Source organism: Clostridium sp. 10cd* (genome assembly GCF_044336395.1).
Lineage (GTDB): Bacteria > Bacillota_I > Bacilli_A > Erysipelotrichales > Erysipelotrichaceae > Clostridium_AQ > Clostridium_AQ innocuum.
On sequence record NZ_CP172347.1, the window covers coordinates 4,157,632 to 4,178,842 of the forward strand.

Here is a 21,211-nt window from a genome sequence, read left to right on the forward strand (position 1 = left end):
ATAGATGAAAAAACCATATATTTCTACAATTATAGTTGCTCGAAATGCTGGGAAGTCAATAGAAAAAAGTTTAAAATCTTTAATTGAACAAGATTATCCAAAGGATTTATATGAAATAATTTTTGTAGATGGTGTATCTGAAGATCAAACACTGAAAATTGCAGAGAACATACTGGAAAATTCTAAACTAGATTATCAAATAATAATCAACCCCAAAAAAACTTTAGCGTCAGGGTGGAATTTAGCAATAAAGAAAGCAAAAGGAAACTATGTCGTAAGAATAGACGCTCACGTTGAAGCATATAAAGATTTTCTCGACAAAAGTATATCAACCTTATTGGAAATGCAAGATGTAACATGTGTCGGTGGAAAAGCAATTACTGTCGTTGAAGGTAAAAATCACGAGATAATTTCTAATGTTTTGTCTTCTCCTTTTGGTGTTGGTAACTCTACATTTCGAGTCTCTAATACAGCGCAATATGCTGATACGGCAGCATGCGGTTTATACAGAAAAGAGATATTTGATATAATAGGTTTTTTTGATGAATCATTAGGAAGAAGCCAAGATACAGAATTACATGCAAGAATCACAGCAGCTGGGGGGAAATTTTACTTTAATCCTGAGATTAAAGTAAAATATTATGCTAGAAATACTTATACGGGAATTATCAAACAAGCATATCATAATGGAAAATGGAATATCGCTGTTTGGAAAAAAAACAAGCGTTCACTTATGCTCAGACATTTAATACCGCTTTTTTTTGTGCTAAGTATAATCATTTTAGGTTCTTTAAGTATTTTTAGTATGCTTTTTTTGAAAATACTTTTATGCGAACTTATCTTTTATTTCATACTAGCGCTTTTTGCTGGATTACAAAAAAACAGGTATCCTATTCAACTAATGAAAACGATATTTCTATTTTTTTTAATGCATACTGCATATGGGATTGGGTCAATTAATTCATTTATTCATTACAGAAATTTATAAAAGGAGGAATTCATTATGAATTTATATAACAAAATTAGAAATAAAGAAGAAAAAATAGCCTTAGTAGGATTAGGCTATGTGGGAATGCCAATAGCAGTTGCTTTTTCAAAAGAATGCGATGTTATTGGTTTTGATGTAAATAAGTATAAAATCGAATCATATAAAAATGGTATTGATCCCACTAAAGAAGTCGGTAATGAAGCTATTAAAGAATGTAAGGTAGAATTTACAAGTGAAGAGATTAAACTACAAGAAGCAAAATTTTTCATTGTAGCGGTACCAACTCCAGTCCGAGATGATCATACTCCTGATCTATCGCCTGTAGAAGGCGCTAGTGAGATTGTAGGAAGAAATCTTAGTAGGGGCTCTATAGTTGTGTTTGAATCAACAGTATATCCAGGTGTTACAGAGGATATTTGTATACCAATATTAGAAAGAGAATCTGGATTGATTTGCGGAAAAGATTTCAAAGTTGGTTATTCACCAGAAAGAATCAACCCTGGAGATAAAATTCATCGATTAGAAACGATAACGAAAATAGTATCTGGCATGGATGAAGATTCATTAGAAGAAATAGCAGCTATATATGAAATAGTGGTCGAAGCCGGTGTTTATAAAGCTGAATCAATTAAGGTTGCTGAAGCTGCAAAAGTTATTGAAAATAGTCAAAGAGATATTAATATTGCATTTATGAATGAGTTGTCAATTATTTTTAATAAAATGAATATTGATACACATGCTGTTTTAAAAGCCGCAGGAACAAAATGGAACTTCTTAAATTTTTATCCAGGTTTAGTTGGCGGACACTGTATTGGGGTTGATCCTTATTACTTGACTTATAAAGCAGAACAAGAGGGGTATCACTCACAAATCATATTATCTGGTAGAAGAATTAATGATGATATGGGGAAATATGTTGCTGAAAACACAGTAAAAAAATTAATTGAGAATGATAAGAATATTAAAAATGCAAGAATTGGCATATTAGGATTCACATTTAAGGAAAACTGTCCAGATACAAGAAATACAAAAATAGTCGATATAGTTAAAGAATTAGGTGAATATGGTATAACTCCTATAATAGTAGATCCTATTGCTGATAGTGAAGAAGCAAAAAAACTTTATAATATCGATTTTAAAGACTTAGAGGAATTAAAAGACTTAGATGCTTTGATTATTGCTACTGCACATGAATGTTTCCATAAATATACAAAAGATAAATTTAATAATATGTTTCGAAATAGCAAGATCATTATCGATGTTAAAGGTATTTTAAACAGAAAATCATATGAGGATGCGGGCTATACATATTGGAGACTATAGTTATGACAATAAAAGATATTTTAGATGTGATTAATGATTTGCATATCGATTATAAAATCTCAATTTTAGATGATTTTGAAATAAATACATATTGTTCATTAAATGAGCTGAAAGAAAATGCAATAACGTGGTTAAAAAAATATGATAAAAACAGCCGTGAAAAGATATTATGCTCTAAAAATACTTTATTTATAGCTTCACTAGAAGATTATGATTTCTCTGGACGAAACACGATATTCATAAAAGATTTAAAAGCAAATTTTTTCACAATCATGAAAGTGATTTTTAAGGATATAAATCCTGAAGAAAAAATCAGTAAGGTTGAGAATACTTCTACAGTATTAACATCGACTTTGGGCTGTAATGTATATATAGGACATAATTGTTTTATCGATGCAGATGTTGAAATTGGTGACAATGTTACTATTATGCACAATGTGGTAATACAAGGAAAAGTTAAAATAGGTAACAATACGTTTATCGAATCAGGAGCATTAATTGGCGTTTCGGGTTTTGGCTTAGCGAATAACGAGGATGGAAATCCATTTATTGTTCCTCATTTAGGAGGAGTTATAATTGGAGAAAGCGTGAGAATTTGTGCTGGAACATGTATTTGCCGTGGATGTTTATGCGACACAGTTCTTGGAGATTATACAAAGATCGATAATTTATGCCATATCGCTCATAATGTAATTATTGGAAAAAGAGTAGCAATAACTGCAAATTGTGAAGTTTCAGGTAGTGTTAAAATAGGAGATGACACATGGCTAGGCCCGGGAACTACTGTGCTAAATGGAATTTCAATTGGAGAAAAGGTGTTCACAGGTATAGGTACTAATGTAATACACGATACAGACAATGATGTTTTGATTTATGGTAATCCAGGCAAGACTAATGAAAGAAAGGTGAAATGAAATGGATAATTTTAAACCATCTTATGAAACATATAAGAAGATTATAAGCGATATAAAAGAAACTGGAAAATATTGTGATTACAGTAATGCGATAGATAAAGATGAGTTTATTTTAATGAGACATGATATAGAGTTTTCCATAGAAAGAGCTTATAATCTTTCATTAGTTGAGAGTGAAAATGGGTTTTATTCAACTTATTTTGTGCAGATTACTAATAATTTTTATAATGCTTTTTCTTTGAAAAATATGATTTTACTCAAACAAATGATTGATAATGGACATCATATAGGTTTACACTATCATTTAAATGGGCAGACAGATTTTTTAGAAGTGCGTGATGGGGTACGGGATCAAATACGTATTTTATCAGAAATGTTAGGAACTAAAATTGATAGATTTTCAATACACAGGCCAATAAAAGAAGTTTATTATCATAAGATTCAAATTCCTGGAATTTATAATGCCTATGCTCCAGAATTCTTTTCATATGCTGATGAAATAACTGATTATACGAAACTTGATGTAAAATATATTGCAGATTCTAAACATCATTGGAATTATGGAATACCTTTAGGTAAAGATTTAACCGAAAATAAAAAAATACAAATTTTAATTCATCCTTTTTCATGGACTGAAGAAGGATATGATAATTTTAATAATTTCAAATCATTACTTAACGAAAAAGATGACGAGTTGATAACTACATTAAATGATGAATTTAAGCGTTTCAGTGAAATACATAACGAAATTAAAAATGAACAATGTTATTTTCATATAGATAAATAGGAGGAATCAAAATGGGATATACAAATTTGAAGTTTCCAGAAAATAGTGTTTTTTTAGTAACCGGAGGCGCTGGTTTCATAGGCTCTAATTTATGCGAGGCTATTTTAAAGATGGGGTACAATGTTATCTGCCTTGATAATTTATCAACAGGAAAAAGAGAAAATATTGAGTTATTTTTAGACAATCCAAACTATAAATTTATCAAAGGAGATATAACAGATTACGACACCTGCTTAAAAGCATGTAATGGTGTAGATTATGTGTTGAACCAAGCTGCATGGGGATCAGTACCAAGAAGTATTGAGATGCCCTTATATTATGAAAAGGTTAATATAGGCGGTACACTTAATATGATGGAAGCTGCAAGACAGACAAATGTAAAGAAGTTTGTTTATGCATCTAGTTCTTCAGTATATGGTGACCACCCCATACTACCAAAAGTTGAAGGACAGGAAGGAAACCTGTTATCACCTTATGCATTAACAAAACGTGTTGATGAAGAATATGGAAAAATGTATAAAAAATTATATAATCTAGACACATATGGTATGAGATATTTCAATGTGTTTGGGAGAAGACAAGATCCAAATGGAGCATATGCTGCTGTAATACCTAAATTTTTAAAACAGTTAATGAATGATGAAGCACCAACAATCAATGGGGATGGAAGGCAATCTAGAGACTTCACATATATTGATAACGTCATTGAAGCTAATTTGAAGGCTTGTCTAGCTTCTTCAGAAGTGGCAGGAGAAGCATATAATGTAGCTTCTGGCGGTAGAGAATATTTAATAGATATCTACTATAATCTGTGTTCAAGTTTAGGTAAAAATATTGAACCTGTTTTCGGTCCTGATAGAAAAGGCGATATTAAACATTCTAACGCAGATATAAGTAAGGCAAGAAAGTTTCTGGGATATGATCCTGAATATAACTTTTCTGATGGAATAAAGCTAGCTATAGAATGGTATAAGGAGAATTTATAATGGTTGATGGCTTAGTTTCTATTATTGTTCCCATTTATAATGTAAAGCCTTATTTAAAACGATGTATTGATTCATTGATTTCTCAAACCTACTCTAATATGGAGATTATAATGATTGATGACTGTTCTACAGATGGATCGAAGACCATAGCAGAACAATATTCTTCTACATATCCCTTTTGCAAATTATTATCACACAAACAAAATAAAGGACTTGCTGGAAGTAGAAATAGTGGAGTGAAAAAAGCGGAAGGTGAATGGCTTTTTTTTGTTGATAGTGATGACTGGATTCACGCTGATACATTAAAACTCCTTGTAAGTAATGCGAAAAAATACAATTCAGATATAGTAATGTGTGGTTACTGTTATGCATGGGATAATAATGAGATTAAGATTATTGATTCTTTTAAAGGAATCTCCTCAGAATCATCTCAAAAGGATAAAATAGCACTTGTACCACAACCTAGTGCTACAAGGCGTTTATATCGGTCTGATTTTTTTCTTGAAAAAGACTTTGATTTTCCAGAAGATATAAAAAGAGGGGAGGATTTCCCCTTAACTATTCCACTTTTAACATATACAAGTAAAATTACGATAGTTAATGAACCACTATATTTTTATTATCAACGTAAGGGATCTATTTCAAATATAAACAAAATAGATGATTTTTCTTTTTATGATAAAATCATTAAAGTGACAAATGAGAGGGTAAACAAAGGATTTGAAAAAGAAATTGAATATAGATATATCCTTGAACTTGTTTATTCAAAAACATTATTGATGATTAAGTCAAAATATAAAAATAGTGAAATAAAGAGTCATCTAACAGCATTTGATAAAGAATATAATGGATGGATTTACAATCCATATTTAAAAAAATGTAATAGAATGAAACTGTTTTTTATAAAAAATGCATACAAAAAAAATATCAATATTCTTAAAGTATTGGTATTTGCTTGGGATAGGAGGAGATTGATAAAGTGATAATACACACCAAAAAAATGCCCTTTAATTTCGATGGAAAATGTTTTAAAATAATCTCCTTTGTTGATAAAACCCTTTTTATAATTGGTTTATTGTTTTTTTTATATTCATATAATATAGGGTATACAACTTGGATGTTTTATGCCATATTAATAGTATTTTTTTCTAGTTTATTGTATTGTTGCCAAAATATAAAAAAAAGATTAGGTTTATTATTATTTTACCTTGTCTTTTTTTTATTTTTAATGGGAAGAATGTTTGTGGATTTATTTACATATGGGTATGTTACATATAATTTTGATCCTCCAATCGGCTCCCATATAAATTTATGTTTATTTATATCTATAGTATTTTTACGATTCGGCTTTCTAATTATTGAAAAGTTTATAAAATTGCAAGACAGACCATTATTTCAAGATAAATATCACTTATATAGAATTAAAAAGATAAGCAAGTTTATATTTTATTTGGCTATACTAGCTACAATTCCTATGGTTTTAGAGGAGTTTTTCTATATATTAAATGATTCGTATGGCGCCTTATATACAAGCTTTGAATCAAAAATACCCTCAATTATTAGAGTAATATCAAATATGCGAACTATTTCAGTTTTTGTTTTCTTAGGTTGTTTCCCTGATAAAAAAGAAATAAGGATTCCGATAATTTTTATATTACTAAATGGTTGTTTACAAATGCTTACAGGTGACAGGACGAATTTATCACAGGCAATTTTGATAATTGTTTTTTATTATGGATTAAGACAACTTTTAGCTCCAGAGGAGAAATGGATAAAAAAAAGTTATATTATCATTGCATTTATAGTCATACCATTTTTTCTTGCTTTTATGAGTTTTTTTGTTTATATCAGAGAGGGGTTCAATACAAATGAAGTAACGATTTTCAATCAATTCATCAGGTTTTTTAGAAGTATTGGAAGAAGTGTTGATGTTATAGGATACGGTAAATATTATGAAAGCGAGTTACCATCAAGAATATATACGATTGCAGATATAATCAATTATTTTAAGTATAATCAAATTACTGCCTTCTTATTTGATATGCATTTACCAGCGCAACATACTAAAGACTTTGCATTAGGTGGATATTCTTTTATGCATTCACTTACTTATTTAATAGATCCCGAGCTTTATTTAAAGGGACACGGGGCAGGCTCATCTTATGTTGCTGAAGCATATTTTGATTTAGGATATATTGGTGTTGCAGTATTGAACACTGTATATGGGGCATTCTTAGCATATATATATAAGTCATTGTATAGAAATCCAATTATCATAGGATGTTTTTTACAAGCCATTAATATCATGTTTTATGTACCAAGAGGAGCTGCTGATTATCCAATAACATATATATTAAATATAACTGTAATTTCTGCATTATTGATAATATTTGTTTATTCTTATAACGATATTATTTTAAATAAGCTACACAAGTTAAAAAGGAAAATGAAAAATGGTTAATGAGGTATCGAATAATAGTAGAGGTTTTGTAAAAAGATTGATTGGGTTTTCCAGTGCTTCTTGGATAAGTGCTGCAATTAGTTTTATTTCAACACCTATCATAACAAGATTATTTTTGCCTCAAGAAGTGGGAAAAATAAATTTATTTACAACCTTTATGGTTTTATTTCAGACAGTAAGCATATTAGGGCTAGATCAGGCATTCATGAGATTTTATAATGAACCACCATTTAAAATTAACAAAAGAACGTTACTAGGTTTATGTATATTTTTTTCATTTAGTATGTCAATGATATGCGCTTTAATTGTATTGATTTTTTTTAAAGAAGTGACAACTGAAATTACAGGTGATATTAAAATTTCTATATCGATTTTTTTAATAATATCAATTTTTTCAAGTGTTTCATTAAGGATGACAAGCATTGCATCACGAATGGAACAAAAGGTTTTTTCCTATACAATTCAAACGGTATGTATAACATTTATTGAAAAGGTCTTATTCGCTTTTATTGCTTTTTTTCATCCTAAGCATACAGCAGCTATTGCAACTATGAGTATAGGCTATTTTATGGTAGCGGTATTATTTCTTTACATCAAAAGAAAATCGATCAAGATAGATTTAAAAATTCCTAAGGAATCTATATACATGATTTTACGTTTCGCATTACCATATTTGCCTGTGCTGTTATTGTCTTGGCTTAATAATTCGATTCCTCAATTTGTCTTGAAAAGATTTGTGGATTACGGAGCAATCGGTATTTATACAAACGCAGTTTCAATAGCGAACATTTTAACAATTATACAAACTGGATTTAATGTATACTGGGCACCATTTGCTTATGAAAATTATAAAACACATAAATATCGGTTAACCAGAGTACATAAGTGTATATCTTTCTTATTAATTTCATTTGCTATACTTATCATAATTGGACAAGACTTCATTTATCTTCTCTTAGGAGAAAAATATAGAATAAGTAGACTGTTCTTTCCTTTTTTAATATTATCACCTATATGCAATTCAATTGCAGATACTACCGGCATCGGTATAATGTTATCCAAAAAAAGCTACAAGAATATATACACTTTCTCAGGGAGTGTAGTAACAAACATCTTTTTAAGTTTGATATTGGTACCATATCTAGGGATAATGGGAGGTGCTCTAGCTGCTGGAACTGCCTCTGTAGTTATGCTTTCCATAAGAACCTATATCGGAAGCAAGTATTATAAATTAAGTGATAATTATAATTATTTATACATATCCATTTTGTTACTGTATGCAATTGCTTTTCTCAATTATTTTTTTTCAAACCAGCTAATATTGAGAGAATTTTCTATAATAATATGTCTTTTAATTATAATGTGTATATATAGAAAGGAATTCTATTATCTTTTTAATTTTGTATCTATGGAGATTAAAAATTTAATAAGGAGAAAATAAAATGAAAAAGAAACTATTATTTATAATTCCCACACTCTCTTGTGGCGGTGCTGAACGTGCAGTAGTGGCTTTATTAAATAAAATGGATTTTACTAAATATGATATAGATTTAATGCTGTTTCGTAGGGATGATATGCATTATATAAACTCTGTTCCAAAAGAAGTAAATTTATTAGAAAATGATTTATTAACTGATCTGTGTTTTTGCCATGTCAAGCATTTGCTTAAATTCAAATATTTGCTTAATTATTTTCAAATCGTAATGACACGTATTTATACAACTATTCGGTTAAAATGGAATAGTTTAACAAATGCAAAAAAAGTTTTTTATGATTGGGATAAAATAAATAAATATATCCCAAATTTAAATAAAAAGTATGATGTAGCAGTGAGCTTTTTAGAAGGTCTATCAAATTTTTATGTAACTGAAAAAGTGAATGCCTGCATAAAAATAGGTTGGATTAGAGCAGATTATGAGCTTTGGGGGTATGATAAAAATCATGATATACCGTATTTCAAAAAATTAAATTATCTATTCTCTGTATCAAATGCAAATGCTGAAAAGATGAAAAATATATTTCCGCAGATTGCTGATAAAATCTATACAATGTATAATATAATAGACTTTGATTTAATTGCAAAGAAATCGAAAATGAAAATTGCTGAATCAGAATTTAATGATAATAAAGATATCACTATTCTGTCAATTGGGAATTTAAGACCAGTAAAAGGTTATGATAAATCCATTGAAGCATGTAAAATACTAAAAGAAAAAGGTTATAATTTCAAATGGTTTGTTTTAGGTGAAGGGAATGACAGAGCAAGACTTGAAAAAATGATTAATGCAAATGAATTAAAGAAATGTTTTTTCTTGCTTGGTCTAAAAGATAATCCATATCCTTATTTAGCAGCAGCAAATATCTATGTACAATCATCAAAACATGAGGGATTTTCTACTACTATTCGAGAGGCAAAATTTTTTGAATTACCTATTGTAATAACAGATTGTCCAGGAATGAGTGACCAGATTTCTGATGGAATTAACGGTTTAATAGCTGAACAGAATTCACAGGATCTTGCAAACAAAATAGAGAAATTAATAATTAATCAGGAATTGCGTGCTTCATTTTCCGAAGCATTGAAAAATTCGTCAGATTCTGACAATGGAAAAGAATTAAATAAATTATTAAAAATTTTTGATATGTAATCAAGCCCTAAAGAAAGGAAAAAATTATGTTTTTTAATTCATATGAATTTATATTTAGTTTATTACCAATATCTCTATTTCTTTATTGGAGCTCCTGCCATTTTAACCTTAAAAAATATGCAAATTTAATATTGTTAATTATTTCGATTATCTTCTATATAAATTTAACAGATATTATAGGTATGATTGTAATTTTAATAAGTATTATCTTAAATTTTTCACTTTATAAAATATTTGAGAATAATACAAGATATAAAAAAATCTTTTTTATTATAGGGGTGTTAATTAATATAGGAATGTTAGGATATTTTAAATATGCAAATTTCTTCATTGATAATATTAATACCTTCTTCAATTTTGATATGTCAATTACTGAACTTATTGCACCAGTAGGTATGAGTTTTTTTACATTTCAACAGATAAGCTTTATTTCAGACACATATCATAATGCTAATACGTTTCATTATAAATTAGTAGATTATACAATACATATTTTATTTTTTGGATATATATTATCAGGGCCAATTACAAGACACGATCAAATCATTAAACAATTTACAGATAAAGATAGAAAGATCTTTAATTATGATAGTTTCAGTAAAGGAATTATCACATTTACCATAGGACTCTTTAAAAAAGTTATTATAGCAGACACTTTAGCTAAGTTTGCTGATATCGGATTTGGAAACATAGATAACTTAAATACTACTACAGCAATACTAACAACATTAGCCTATACATTGCAGATATACTTTGATTTTAGTGGTTATTCTGAAATGGCATATGGAATAGGGAATATGTTCAATTTAACCTTGCCTGTAAACTTTAATTTACCATATCAATCGAAATCACTTATAGAGTTCTGGAAACGTTGGCATATTACGTTAACAAAATTTTTAACTGATTACATCTATATTCCTCTAGGTGGTAATCGAAAAGGACAAATAAGAATGTATGTTAATACTATTTTAGTGTTCTTTATAAGTGGTTTATGGCATGGGGCAAACTGGACATTTATTATTTGGGGATGTTTACATGGAATCTTATTAGGTCTTAATAAGTATTTTAGGGGACAATGGGATAAACTAAATGATGTTTTACAATGGCTTATCACATTTAGTATAATCAATTGCTTGTGGATTCTTTTTAGGTCTGATAGCATTCATGAAGCCATTCATTTTTTTACCAAGCTTATAGCGTGTGATTTTGGCGCAATAGATAACACATTTAATATGTGTTTTATATTTCCTGAGTTTACAAAATTATTATCAATAGGTCATATCTATTCATCAAGATATTCCATTTTTACTGTTTTTATTTTTCTACTCTTAATACTATATATACTGCAGGAAAAAAATATAATAAATTGTGTTGAAGAACATTTGATTAAATATCTTAACTTAAAGCATATTGTATTATTTAGCGTTCTTTTTTTGTGGTCTATATATTCATTAGGTACTATCGTAAGCTACATTTATGTTAATTTTTGATAGGAAAGAGGTAAGTATATATGGGCACAAAAAAATTTGTAAAACTCTTTATGATTATGAATATCACTATGCTCTTGTTAGGGGGAGGGATTGTATGGTGGTATGATCCTATTTTTAAGTTTCATAAACCTTTAATGAAACCTAAATACTTTGACGAGATATATCAAAACTCTGGCATTGCAAATAATTTTGATTATGACTCTGTAATTATAGGCTCTTCTATGACTGAAAATTTTAAGATCAGTTCTTTTAATAAAGCTTTTAATTCAAACTCAATCAAGTTAAGTTATTCCGGGATGAGAGCGAAAGATTTAGATTTAGCTCTTTCTCAAGTGCTAAAGAGTAAAAATAAAATAAATACTATTCTTATCGGATTAGATGACCATTTGTTAGATTATCCGAAGTATGAGTTTAGATTTGACATTCCTACATTTGTTTATAAGAGTGACTTCTTAAGCTCATTGAAATATGTATTTAACAAGAATCTACTAATTAAGGCCCTTGAAGCCGAAGCAAAGGATACTGATTGCCCTTACTGCTGGTATGATACTGTTAACTTTGGAAAAAAATACTGGATTAATGATTATAAATACATTGATTATTCTAATGTTCCTGAGAAAGAATTAAGTGATATAGAAAAGGAAATTATTGATAACAATATGAAATATTTAATAAACTCAATTAAAATGAATCCAGAAACTGATTTTGAAATTTTTATTCCTCCATATAGTATTATTTATTGGTATCGAAATAAAGGAGAAGGTAAAATAAACTATCAGCTAGATGTACAATTATATGTGTACAAAAAGCTTCTCGAGTTTGAAAATGTTAAGATATATTATTTTCAAAACGATTTGAATATAATTGAGAATTTAGATAATTATAAAGACTATTCACATTATAGCGAGAGTATTAGTGAATATATTTTAGCAGCAATTGCGTATGAAAGAAATAAATTAACAAAAGAAAATATTGATAACACATTACAGCAATTCAGAAATTATTTAGTAACATATGATTTTTCAAAAATTTTTGATTAAATTGATATTATTTAATAATAATAGAAATTAAAAGATAGCGTATAAAAAAAGTGAGGTGTTTAATAAATCAACGGCAATTCATTGATTTATTATTATATGAAGAAAAATAGAAATAGCAATATAGAACTTTTAAGAATTATAGCAGCATTATTTGTATTATCATATCACACAGTTAATGCCACTGTAGATATCAATGCATTAGAATTACCAAGTCGATTTGCTATGACAGGGCTATTTTTTGGAATGGGAAGGATATCAGTTAATATTTTTGTAATTATCAGTGCTTGGTTTTTATGTGAACAAAATTTTAAATTTGAACGTATAACAAATACCTGGTTAAGTACAATCTTTTATACAGTACCGATTGCCATATCATTCGTTTGTTTTTGCAAGGCAGATTTAGTATATCTCATAACTAATATGTTTCCTGTTTTTTTTCAGCCACTATGGTTCATTACAGCATATGTTTTCCTACTCTTTTTAACTCCCCTTCTAAATTTAATACTTTCTAAATATGAAAAAAGAAAATTCAGAAATATGATTATATTTCTAAGTGCCTTATTTGTCTTACCTATGACATTCCTTCCGCAAGTAAGGGGAGCATTTTATTCTGAACTTGGATGGTTTTGCGTTTTATATTTAATTACAGGGTATTTACGAATTTATCAACCATTAAAGATAGTGGATAATAAGAAAATATGTCTACTTGTCTTCATTATATCTTATTTATTTATCGTATCTTGGTATATTTTATATTATGATGTTCCCTATAAATTTTTATCAAATTACCTAGATTTTGCAGGTATTACACACGCATCCTTCCTTAATTTCACAAGCTCTTTACCTTCAGTCTTTGCATCTTTTTCATTTTTCTACTTATTTAAAAACATGAATATAACTAAGTTTAATAATGTGATAAATTGTATTTCTAAGACTAGTTTAGATATTTATATTTTGCTTTCATTGAAGGGCCCAAGTGGTTTAATATTCTGGGTTGATATATTAGATTTAAATGTTTATGTAAATAATGGTAATATATTTATGAAAGTCACTATTATTATTATCGCTGCATTTGTTATAACTAGTTTGATCGGACGTATTAGAATTTACATAGTTAATAAAATAATGCAGCATATTCCAAAGTTGAATGGTATATTCTAATTATTTTTAATTAGAAAAGAGTGTAAGCGATCTAAAAAGTACACACGACCAGAAGCGAAAAAGATGTGCTATAACATACATAAAAATTAGATAATAAAAATCAAGCCTAAATTTCAGAAAATATCACTTCATTATCAGTAGATCACTTGTCTACGACAAAAAGATGGAATCTTCCATTTTTCTGAGAAATATGTATAATATAAATAGGCTATCTTTGAAAGATAGTGTTGTTCTTGCACATACCGTAAATGATTTTAGCTAGTTTAGCGATACATGCAACCTTGGCGGCTTTTGAATTTAACGGGTTCAATTGCTGCCTTTTCTTTTGATAAAACTGATTGATGGGATTTACTTTCTTTAGCCTTATATTACATGTGACCGCCAAATACAGTAGACATCGTAATCGCTTGTTTCCCTTCTTTGAGATAGATAAATGATCACCATCCAGTTGTCCTGATTGACTGATATACCTTCTTGATAAAGTTAGCCATATTGCTCTGTAATCATTAGTCCTTAAATCACCACCAGCACTAGAATGAGTAGTGATGATTATTAGAGGAAGTATTTTATTGAAAATAATATCCAAATTATGGTTTTATCAATGGATTTAGTAAATTATATTCTCCTGCTAAAAAACATGTCAACTCTGCATATCCATTCATTAAAATACCTGGAAATGCATTACTGTAGGATTCATTCCATATTAACTTTTCAGTTACTTCTTTGAGTGTAGTCATCTCATTGACCTCATTTAATTCAAGAGGAAATGTTCCCACTATTTTTTTATAAATATCCTGCATATCAGAACTAAAGAAAACATATTTTCCAGTATATAGCTGCTTTGATAATGAGTAAGGTTTATGCGCATAGTCCTTACCTCTTCCGCTATAATTCCATCTATATAAACCATTACTTCCATTCATATAGTTCTTCAACCTATAAATTCTAGATTCATTAGAAGGATCAACGAGAATCTCTTTCTGAAAATAACTGGAGTTGACATTCAGAATCGCTTCCAAATTGGCTTTGTAATTCTTATCTTCTGTAACACAAGCGATGTTTTGTAGCATAAGGGGTATTCTAGAATAATGGCTTATATCTTCCTCTATTTCTTTATTAGAAAAAGGTTTCATATTCTCTTCAATATCAGTATAATTCGCATATAAATAGTCCCTGTGATCAGACCATGCACCTTTTTGAAATGCATAGTGATTGCCACTATATCCAAACTTCTTATATATTACTTGTTTCGTTAAATCGCCTAATTCTTTCAACTTTTTTGTCTTCTTTATATCACCTGCATTTTTATAATAAGGAAGCAAATTATTGGCTGTCACCAATACAAAAAGATCCTCATCTGTAATCGCTTTTTGATATGAATATTGTGGCTTTGCTTCACTTATTTTATATGCTATTCGGTCTTTCATATTATTAAAATCATCCATATTCCAATTCCATGCCGGTAGTTCCACTGTGCTCATAATAAAGTCATAGCATTTATCCACTAAAGTGTGCGAGACCTTATTTTCTCCTTTACTGGATAGTAAGATATAATTGCTGATAAAGTAAACATAGTTAAGCTTATTTAATATTGCGATATCTCTATCTTCCAAAAGGTCAGTTATTTCATCTTCAACATCATTAAAATAAGCATTAAACTGAACGAGGTATTTAGAATCTTCCTTCATGCAAAAAGATGCGTATAAAGGAACAATCAACAGTTCAGCATCGTTGTATAAATCAATTTCTCTATCCATCGTTTGGGTTACTGTTTTTTGCCAAAGTTCATCTAGATCCTGTTCCCTATCAAGCGTATGGGGATTAATCTTACATGAAGATAAGACACCTAGTAGAAGGATACAGAAAATCATTATTCCCTTTTTCTTTACTCTATTCAATAGAATCAAAAGAACACTTTCACTTTTTTCTAATGTCATCAATTTATTTTTTATATATATTGTTACTCTCCTAATGATGTATTTTGTCATTGATCCATCCTCCTAATTCCACATACTATCAAATACAATGTTAACCCAAAGTGAATATTTATGTGAATCTTATATATTTCTCCTTAGGAATAAAAATAACACAATTACAGGTAAACAGTAGTAGTACAATCTTGTTTTCTTTTTTCTCTTTAACGATTTTATAGATTAGTAATACAATACTCGTTATAGTAACTGCAAAAACAAAGGACCGTAAAAATCTGTATGTATCAATAAAACAGAGCTTATATTGCCAATTACTCTACCATTCAGATATAACCATTGACTTTGTATCATATTAAAAAAATCAGAAATGGAATTGAGCGGAGCGCGGCCCCTTCCCCAATCATCACCTACAAGTGGAAAATTAAATGATAAAATCAATAGTAATAGAAATATGGATATCAATAGCCATTTACTTTTTAAATTTTAACACCATGGAAAAACTCCGCTTTCTTCGTTAGGAAAACCATCATTTCATATTAGTAAGTCACGGTAAACATCTGACTCTTTAAACACTCTATTTAAAATGTATAATATTCTTTAAATGAGTGATATAGTCAAATCTTCTACTTGTCTTTGAAATTTCAAAATACATTTTTTTATTTTCTGTTATTTTCCTATTAAAACTAGCAACTTCTGGAATCATGCTACCCTCAAAATCAAAAGAATAACCATTTGTATTTGCCCACTCAATGCTGTTCCATATTAAATATAGTTGTGCATTAGCATTAGTCGTTGGAAAATATGATGTGAACATATTATATATACATTTATTATCATCATCAACAAATTGACAATTTATTGCACATAATTGGTCTTTATCATATGCAAAAAGAATACGTACTTCAGCGTATGCTTCAACTTGTTTAATAAGATTATAAACAAATTCATTACTATATGACTTTCTTTTTCCCCTTATTCTATAAGAATCATCTTGAGCCTTTAAATATTTATTTACATCTATATTGTCTTGAATTACTATTTCATTTTTTGCTCTATTGATACAATATCTAACTTTCCTATCTAATTTGGCATATAGTTCTTGTAGTTTCTCACTCCGGTCAACGAAATATGAATATCTTGTAGTTTGCTGAAATCCCTTTTCATAGTATTCTTGCCAATCAGTAAAATCATAAGAAAATGCAATTTTGAATCTATCAAAATTGGGAAGTGTATTAATAATTTCATGATTGATTTTCCTTTTCTTTTTATCAGTAAGTCCATTAGTATACCAAATACCTAGACGTGGTGTCAAACGAGGATTCTCAATAAATTTAAATGAGCCTTTTCTCCTATATTTAAAGGGGAATACGGCTATAATCTTATCTGATTCAATAGCTATAATGATTTCCCAATTATCATGAGTAGTGCAATCCAAATACCAATCACGCATAAAAATCGGTATATTAGGCTCCATTTGACACAGTTTTTTATAAGCTTCTTTACTAGTTGGTTCCTGTATTGAACAAAAACATTCCATGATCTCATCTCCCTAGAATTAATAGTAGTCTTAAGTAGGTTTTTATACAAATATATATTATATACTTAGGCGTGAAGTATTAGATATAATAATAATGGAACAAAAATAAATATACAATCAAAAACAAGAAATTTTTTGATAGGAAATTTTGTTAAATATAAGAAATAACCTAAATCTATTGAAACTTTTAAACAAATACCTAATGAATAGATAAATAGCATCTTTTCAATTGGTAATCCTATTATACCACATGTCACGATTATACTAATGTTTAAAACAAGAGATAACAGTGATAGATACAAATTGAGTTGTGGCTTTCTAATAATCATATAATTGTTGGATAAGCAGGAACCGCAGAACTGCATTAAACTTGACAAGACTAAGGTAGATGCGAATATCCCTGCGGTATGCCAATTACTTCCTAGGAAAAAGCTGAACAACTCTTCACCAAATAGCATGAGAAGTATCACTGGAATGATCGCTAATTGTATATTTTTTTGGATCATTTTAAAAGAAAAAGTCCCCACATCTTGATTGTCATTATACATTTTTGTTGCTGTTTGATAATAAACACGATTTACTGGTGTTGCAATAAATGTGTTTGGTAAATTGATTATTTTATTTGCCATTGAGAAATGCCCCAATGCTGTTCCACCAAAATAGAACGCAATTAACTGTAATGGAACCTGTACCGTTATTGAATTCAATAAATTCGCAGGCATTTGATATTTTGTAAAATGTCTATACTTTGTGAAAACTTCTTTCATATAATTTAAGTCATACTTTTTGGCAAAGGGATTTACTGAAAACCGTATCTGTATCATTCTGGCAATATTACCCAGAATTGTACCGCTGATATAGCCGTAAACACCGAATCCTAAAAAACCTAGAAGACAGGAAAACAAAACATTAAAAATCGAGTATGTCAATGAATTTAAAAACAAGGCTCTATATAAACCCTTTCTATTCGCAGCTGCATAATAAATTTGAGAAAGCATATATGAAAAAATATAAAGAAACATAAAAAAGAGTTTCAAAATATAACCATTTTTAACTGAGAATAAAGTAAACCACGGAGAAATTAAACATAATAATACAAATATGATAAGTCCGATAAACATGCAACTATATTTTAGTATATAACATATTGCATTTGATTCATCGTCTTCTTTTGGTATCATAATTGCAGTCATGAGCCCTAGTCCAAGTATAACGATTATAATAGCACCCGATGATATAATTAAATCATATTCACCAATAGTTTCCGGTAGAAAAATCCTAGAGATTATAGGTGTAGATAACATAATTATAACTTGACCTAGAAATACCCCAGATATCATCGTTAAAATATTCTGAGTAAACTCTGATTTCAAAAAATTATGTTTTCTAAATTTTATATTCAATTTCATAGATTCTCCTTATTAAATGTTTCTATTAACGTGTTTAAATCAAGATAATCTTGTGGCTTTCTTTCTGATATGAAATCCTTATACATCTGAAAGGCTGTATTCCAGCCATTGTACGCAGTATTACCATTATGCCATAATAAAACATAGCATCCATGATATAAATCGCTAATCTCTTGTATTCTTTTAAATGCTTTCTTAATGTCTGTATAATTTCCTATTTCACCATTTGTTTTTTTACAAATCGCGACATCCATCATAAAGAGCGGTACTTCAACAACATTGTATATCTGTCCTGTTTCAAAGTTATATGGTGGAAAGGGAAATGCAGTACCAAACCTAAATCCAATTCTATCATAAAATCCTCCTGTGAAATCAAACGCTATGCCTTCTTTATCAAATACTTTATAACTTTCATTGATATCAAACATTAGATAATGAGCTCTTCCAATGAGAGGATAACCATAAGGTAAAAAAGCTTTAATTTCGTCTTTTTTAGCAACTGTTTTTGTTGAAATATAATTTGTCGCATAATGAACGCCAATACTATTTTTATTTAATTCAAACTCGTTTTTAAGTTGATTTTCAATTTTCGAAAAATCATATCCACTAGAAAAATTGATGTCTTTTCCATAAGTATTTAAAATAAACCAAAAATTTGGAAATCCTTTTTTTTGTTCAAAATCAAATATATCTGTGATCCCATTCCTGTTTCTTTTAAAGAAAATATCACCCATTCGCATGAATCCATCATGAAATTTTCGATTAAAAAAGGCGTGCAGAATATTCTTAATTCGCTTTGTGCCTTTAAGCTTATCTATATCATGAGATAAAGCAAAGTGAGTATTCAAATAAAAATCTTTTTGCTCAACATCAAGCTCATCTAATATCGTATTTATACAGATATCTACAATTGGCACTAATTCTTCGCCTAATTTACAGATCATTTTGTTTTCACTCTTAAATCTACCGTTATTATCTTTTTCTTGTACCAAACACTCATCCATTCCAGAAATAAAGAAAAAAATAGTAAATACAAAACATTTTTCCTGCTTTTTATTTGTTATTACTTTATCTAACCTAGAATATGAGGATAAAATTTGTTCGATATCAGATAATGGAAATTTACCATCACAATAAGATTTATCAGCTAATTTAATTAAATACTTATCATCCGTTATAACAATACTTATCTTTTCTGATTTAGTTCTTAAATTGAGTAAATATTCTACGTACGAAACAATATTTTCATGAGTTAAGACCATGTAAACACTCCTTTGCTCTTATTTCTTTCGTTAATCTAAAACTTCATTGCTGAAGAGAATTGAAACAAAGAGCCAAAAATAAAAATAACTCAAAAAAGAAAAACTCATCAACAATGGAACTACACCAATAAAAGCTATTAGAATAAAATAGCTTCTATCATATTTACTACTCAAAATAAACTTCACAATGAGTACAAGTAACATAGCAATGCCAAATAAACCAAAAGAATAAACAATCTCAAGGATAAGATTGTGGGAGTAACTTCCTCTTGCTTCGTTATCCGTACATTTTTTATTGTTTTGAATTTCGCATAAATAAATGCGATCCGCACCAACACCATTTCCAAGTAGGATATTATTTTCAATATCTTCTATTAACGGCTTATAAATCAAATCAGAACGCGCTGAAGTAAACAATTCACCTTTTGCAGCTATATGAATAATCCGTACGATTTTTCCCTGTTTCATTAAAGCAGTATCAAGAGATTTTGCTATCGCTTGATAATTAATGCATAGAGCTATGATTACAATTGCGGGTAAAAGGAGTACAATCTTAATTTTTCTCCTAAGTTTTTTCCACCGCTTTTTCAAGCCAGGAAAAGCTAAAATAAAGGCTAGTAACAATATATAAATCAAAGGTGCTCTGCTTCCTGACAATAGTTGAAAGCCGATGAGAAAACTTGCAATCAAATAGGACGGCTTTTTCTTATATATAATCGCTTTATATAGAGATATGGCGATATTTGTATACACATAATAAGCAAACCATATGTTATATAAATCATGCTCATAAATCCTTATAATACCATTTATTATAATCAAAACAAAGAGTGGCATTTCAAGTCTGATAAAAAAGTCTTTAGATTTCTTGATCAACCTACTTTCGCCCAACATAATCCATGTAGGTATAAACAAATTAAGGAGTAGGCTACGAATATTCGACATAAAAAATGAAAAGTTCTTAAATATAGCAATATTAAACAGAAATATGATCACACAAAGACCTATGAATACAAGTTGCCTTTTATTGATTTTATAAAAGCTTTTAACCAAAAGTACAATTAGTACATCCAATTCTATGAAAAACAGAACTGTATCCGTGATTTTATACACAATCAAAGGAATAGTTGATATCGTATCGAGAAATATTGGAAATAAAATCAAAACTACCCATAAATGTGTGATATCCATATCCATATGAAATTGATATATTTTCTTTAAAATAAGCTTTAATTTCCGCATATTTTTTACTCCTTTTTACAACTTTAATGGTT

19 protein-coding genes are annotated in these 21,211 nt (G+C 28.9%); 12 read left to right on the plus strand and 7 right to left on the minus strand.

The window, feature by feature from the left end; all coding sequences use genetic code 11:
- The first annotated feature begins 4 nt into the window (after nt 1-4).
- The 12 genes from ACG3M1_RS20800 (at nt 5) to ACG3M1_RS20855 (ending at nt 13,798) form a co-directional block, all read left to right on the plus strand.
- Nucleotides 5-988 carry a glycosyltransferase family 2 protein gene (locus ACG3M1_RS20800; protein ID WP_008816472.1) on the plus strand — a complete coding sequence of 328 codons (984 nt, stop codon included), beginning with the start codon at nt 5-7 and terminating at the stop codon, nt 986-988.
- Between the two features lie 15 nt (nt 989-1,003).
- Nucleotides 1,004-2,311 carry a nucleotide sugar dehydrogenase gene (locus ACG3M1_RS20805; RefSeq protein WP_008816473.1) on the plus strand — a complete coding sequence of 436 codons (1,308 nt, stop codon included), beginning with the start codon at nt 1,004-1,006 and terminating at the stop codon, nt 2,309-2,311.
- A gap of 2 nt (nt 2,312-2,313) precedes the next feature.
- Nucleotides 2,314-3,225, plus strand: a complete 912-nt coding sequence (locus ACG3M1_RS20810; protein WP_008816474.1) for a UDP-3-O-(3-hydroxymyristoyl)glucosamine N-acyltransferase — start codon at nt 2,314-2,316, stop codon at nt 3,223-3,225.
- 1 nt (nt 3,226) lies between these two features.
- On the plus strand, nt 3,227-4,012 hold the full coding sequence (locus ACG3M1_RS20815; RefSeq protein ID WP_008816475.1) for a hypothetical protein: 786 nt from the start codon (nt 3,227-3,229) through the stop codon (nt 4,010-4,012).
- Nucleotides 4,013-4,023: 11 nt separating this feature from the next.
- The gene (locus tag ACG3M1_RS20820) at nt 4,024-4,998 is read left to right on the plus strand and encodes an SDR family oxidoreductase (protein ID WP_008816476.1); all 975 of its coding nucleotides are present in this window, start codon (nt 4,024-4,026) and stop codon (nt 4,996-4,998) included.
- Nucleotides 4,998-5,981 carry a glycosyltransferase family 2 protein gene (locus ACG3M1_RS20825; RefSeq protein WP_008816477.1) on the plus strand — a complete coding sequence of 328 codons (984 nt, stop codon included), beginning with the start codon at nt 4,998-5,000 and terminating at the stop codon, nt 5,979-5,981. Before ACG3M1_RS20820 ends, ACG3M1_RS20825 begins: the two co-directional genes overlap by 1 nt.
- Nucleotides 5,978-7,459 (plus strand): O-antigen polysaccharide polymerase Wzy family protein, encoded by a 1,482-nt coding sequence (locus ACG3M1_RS20830; protein ID WP_008816478.1) that lies wholly within the window; start codon nt 5,978-5,980, stop codon nt 7,457-7,459. The genes ACG3M1_RS20825 and ACG3M1_RS20830 overlap by 4 nt, the downstream gene beginning before the upstream one ends.
- The gene (locus ACG3M1_RS20835) at nt 7,452-8,900 is read left to right on the plus strand and encodes a lipopolysaccharide biosynthesis protein (RefSeq protein WP_008816479.1); all 1,449 of its coding nucleotides are present in this window, start codon (nt 7,452-7,454) and stop codon (nt 8,898-8,900) included. Before ACG3M1_RS20830 ends, ACG3M1_RS20835 begins: the two co-directional genes overlap by 8 nt.
- 1 nt (nt 8,901) lies before the next feature.
- Nucleotides 8,902-10,107: a glycosyltransferase gene (locus tag ACG3M1_RS20840; RefSeq protein WP_008816480.1), complete on the plus strand. Its 1,206-nt coding sequence runs from the start codon at nt 8,902-8,904 to the stop codon at nt 10,105-10,107.
- A 182-nt stretch (nt 10,108-10,289) separates the two neighbouring features.
- Complete coding sequence (locus ACG3M1_RS20845; protein ID WP_157133574.1) at nt 10,290-11,597, plus strand: MBOAT family O-acyltransferase; 1,308 nt, start codon at nt 10,290-10,292, stop codon at nt 11,595-11,597.
- A 20-nt stretch (nt 11,598-11,617) separates the two neighbouring features.
- On the plus strand, nt 11,618-12,637 hold the full coding sequence (locus tag ACG3M1_RS20850; protein ID WP_118003132.1) for a hypothetical protein: 1,020 nt from the start codon (nt 11,618-11,620) through the stop codon (nt 12,635-12,637).
- Between the two features lie 96 nt (nt 12,638-12,733).
- The gene (locus ACG3M1_RS20855; RefSeq protein ID WP_008816483.1) at nt 12,734-13,798 is read left to right on the plus strand and encodes an acyltransferase family protein; all 1,065 of its coding nucleotides are present in this window, start codon (nt 12,734-12,736) and stop codon (nt 13,796-13,798) included.
- 208 nt (nt 13,799-14,006) lie between these two features.
- Here ACG3M1_RS20855 and ACG3M1_RS20860 read toward each other — a convergent pair whose 3' ends face one another.
- The 7 genes from ACG3M1_RS20860 to ACG3M1_RS20890 form a co-directional block, all read right to left on the minus strand.
- Complete coding sequence (locus ACG3M1_RS20860; protein WP_084801248.1) at nt 14,007-14,384, minus strand: transposase; 378 nt, start codon at nt 14,382-14,384, stop codon at nt 14,007-14,009.
- A 1-nt stretch (nt 14,385) separates the two neighbouring features.
- On the minus strand, nt 14,386-15,786 hold the full coding sequence (locus ACG3M1_RS20865; RefSeq protein WP_008816484.1) for a hypothetical protein: 1,401 nt from the start codon (nt 15,784-15,786) through the stop codon (nt 14,386-14,388).
- A 183-nt stretch (nt 15,787-15,969) separates the two neighbouring features.
- Entirely contained in the window at nt 15,970-16,191 is a 222-nt protein-coding gene (locus tag ACG3M1_RS20870) for a hypothetical protein (protein ID WP_222859835.1), read from the minus strand.
- A gap of 112 nt (nt 16,192-16,303) precedes the next feature.
- Nucleotides 16,304-17,266 carry a hypothetical protein gene (locus tag ACG3M1_RS20875; RefSeq protein ID WP_008816485.1) on the minus strand — a complete coding sequence of 321 codons (963 nt, stop codon included), beginning with the start codon at nt 17,264-17,266 and terminating at the stop codon, nt 16,304-16,306.
- Nucleotides 17,267-17,331: 65 nt separating this feature from the next.
- Nucleotides 17,332-18,675 carry an oligosaccharide flippase family protein gene (locus ACG3M1_RS20880; protein ID WP_008816486.1) on the minus strand — a complete coding sequence of 448 codons (1,344 nt, stop codon included), beginning with the start codon at nt 18,673-18,675 and terminating at the stop codon, nt 17,332-17,334.
- Nucleotides 18,672-19,937 carry a DUF7033 domain-containing protein gene (locus tag ACG3M1_RS20885; RefSeq protein WP_008816487.1) on the minus strand — a complete coding sequence of 422 codons (1,266 nt, stop codon included), beginning with the start codon at nt 19,935-19,937 and terminating at the stop codon, nt 18,672-18,674. Before ACG3M1_RS20885 ends, ACG3M1_RS20880 begins: the two co-directional genes overlap by 4 nt.
- Before the next feature lie 30 nt (nt 19,938-19,967).
- Entirely contained in the window at nt 19,968-21,179 is a 1,212-nt protein-coding gene (locus tag ACG3M1_RS20890; RefSeq protein ID WP_008816488.1) for an O-antigen ligase family protein, read from the minus strand.
- Nucleotides 21,180-21,211 lie beyond the last annotated feature (32 nt).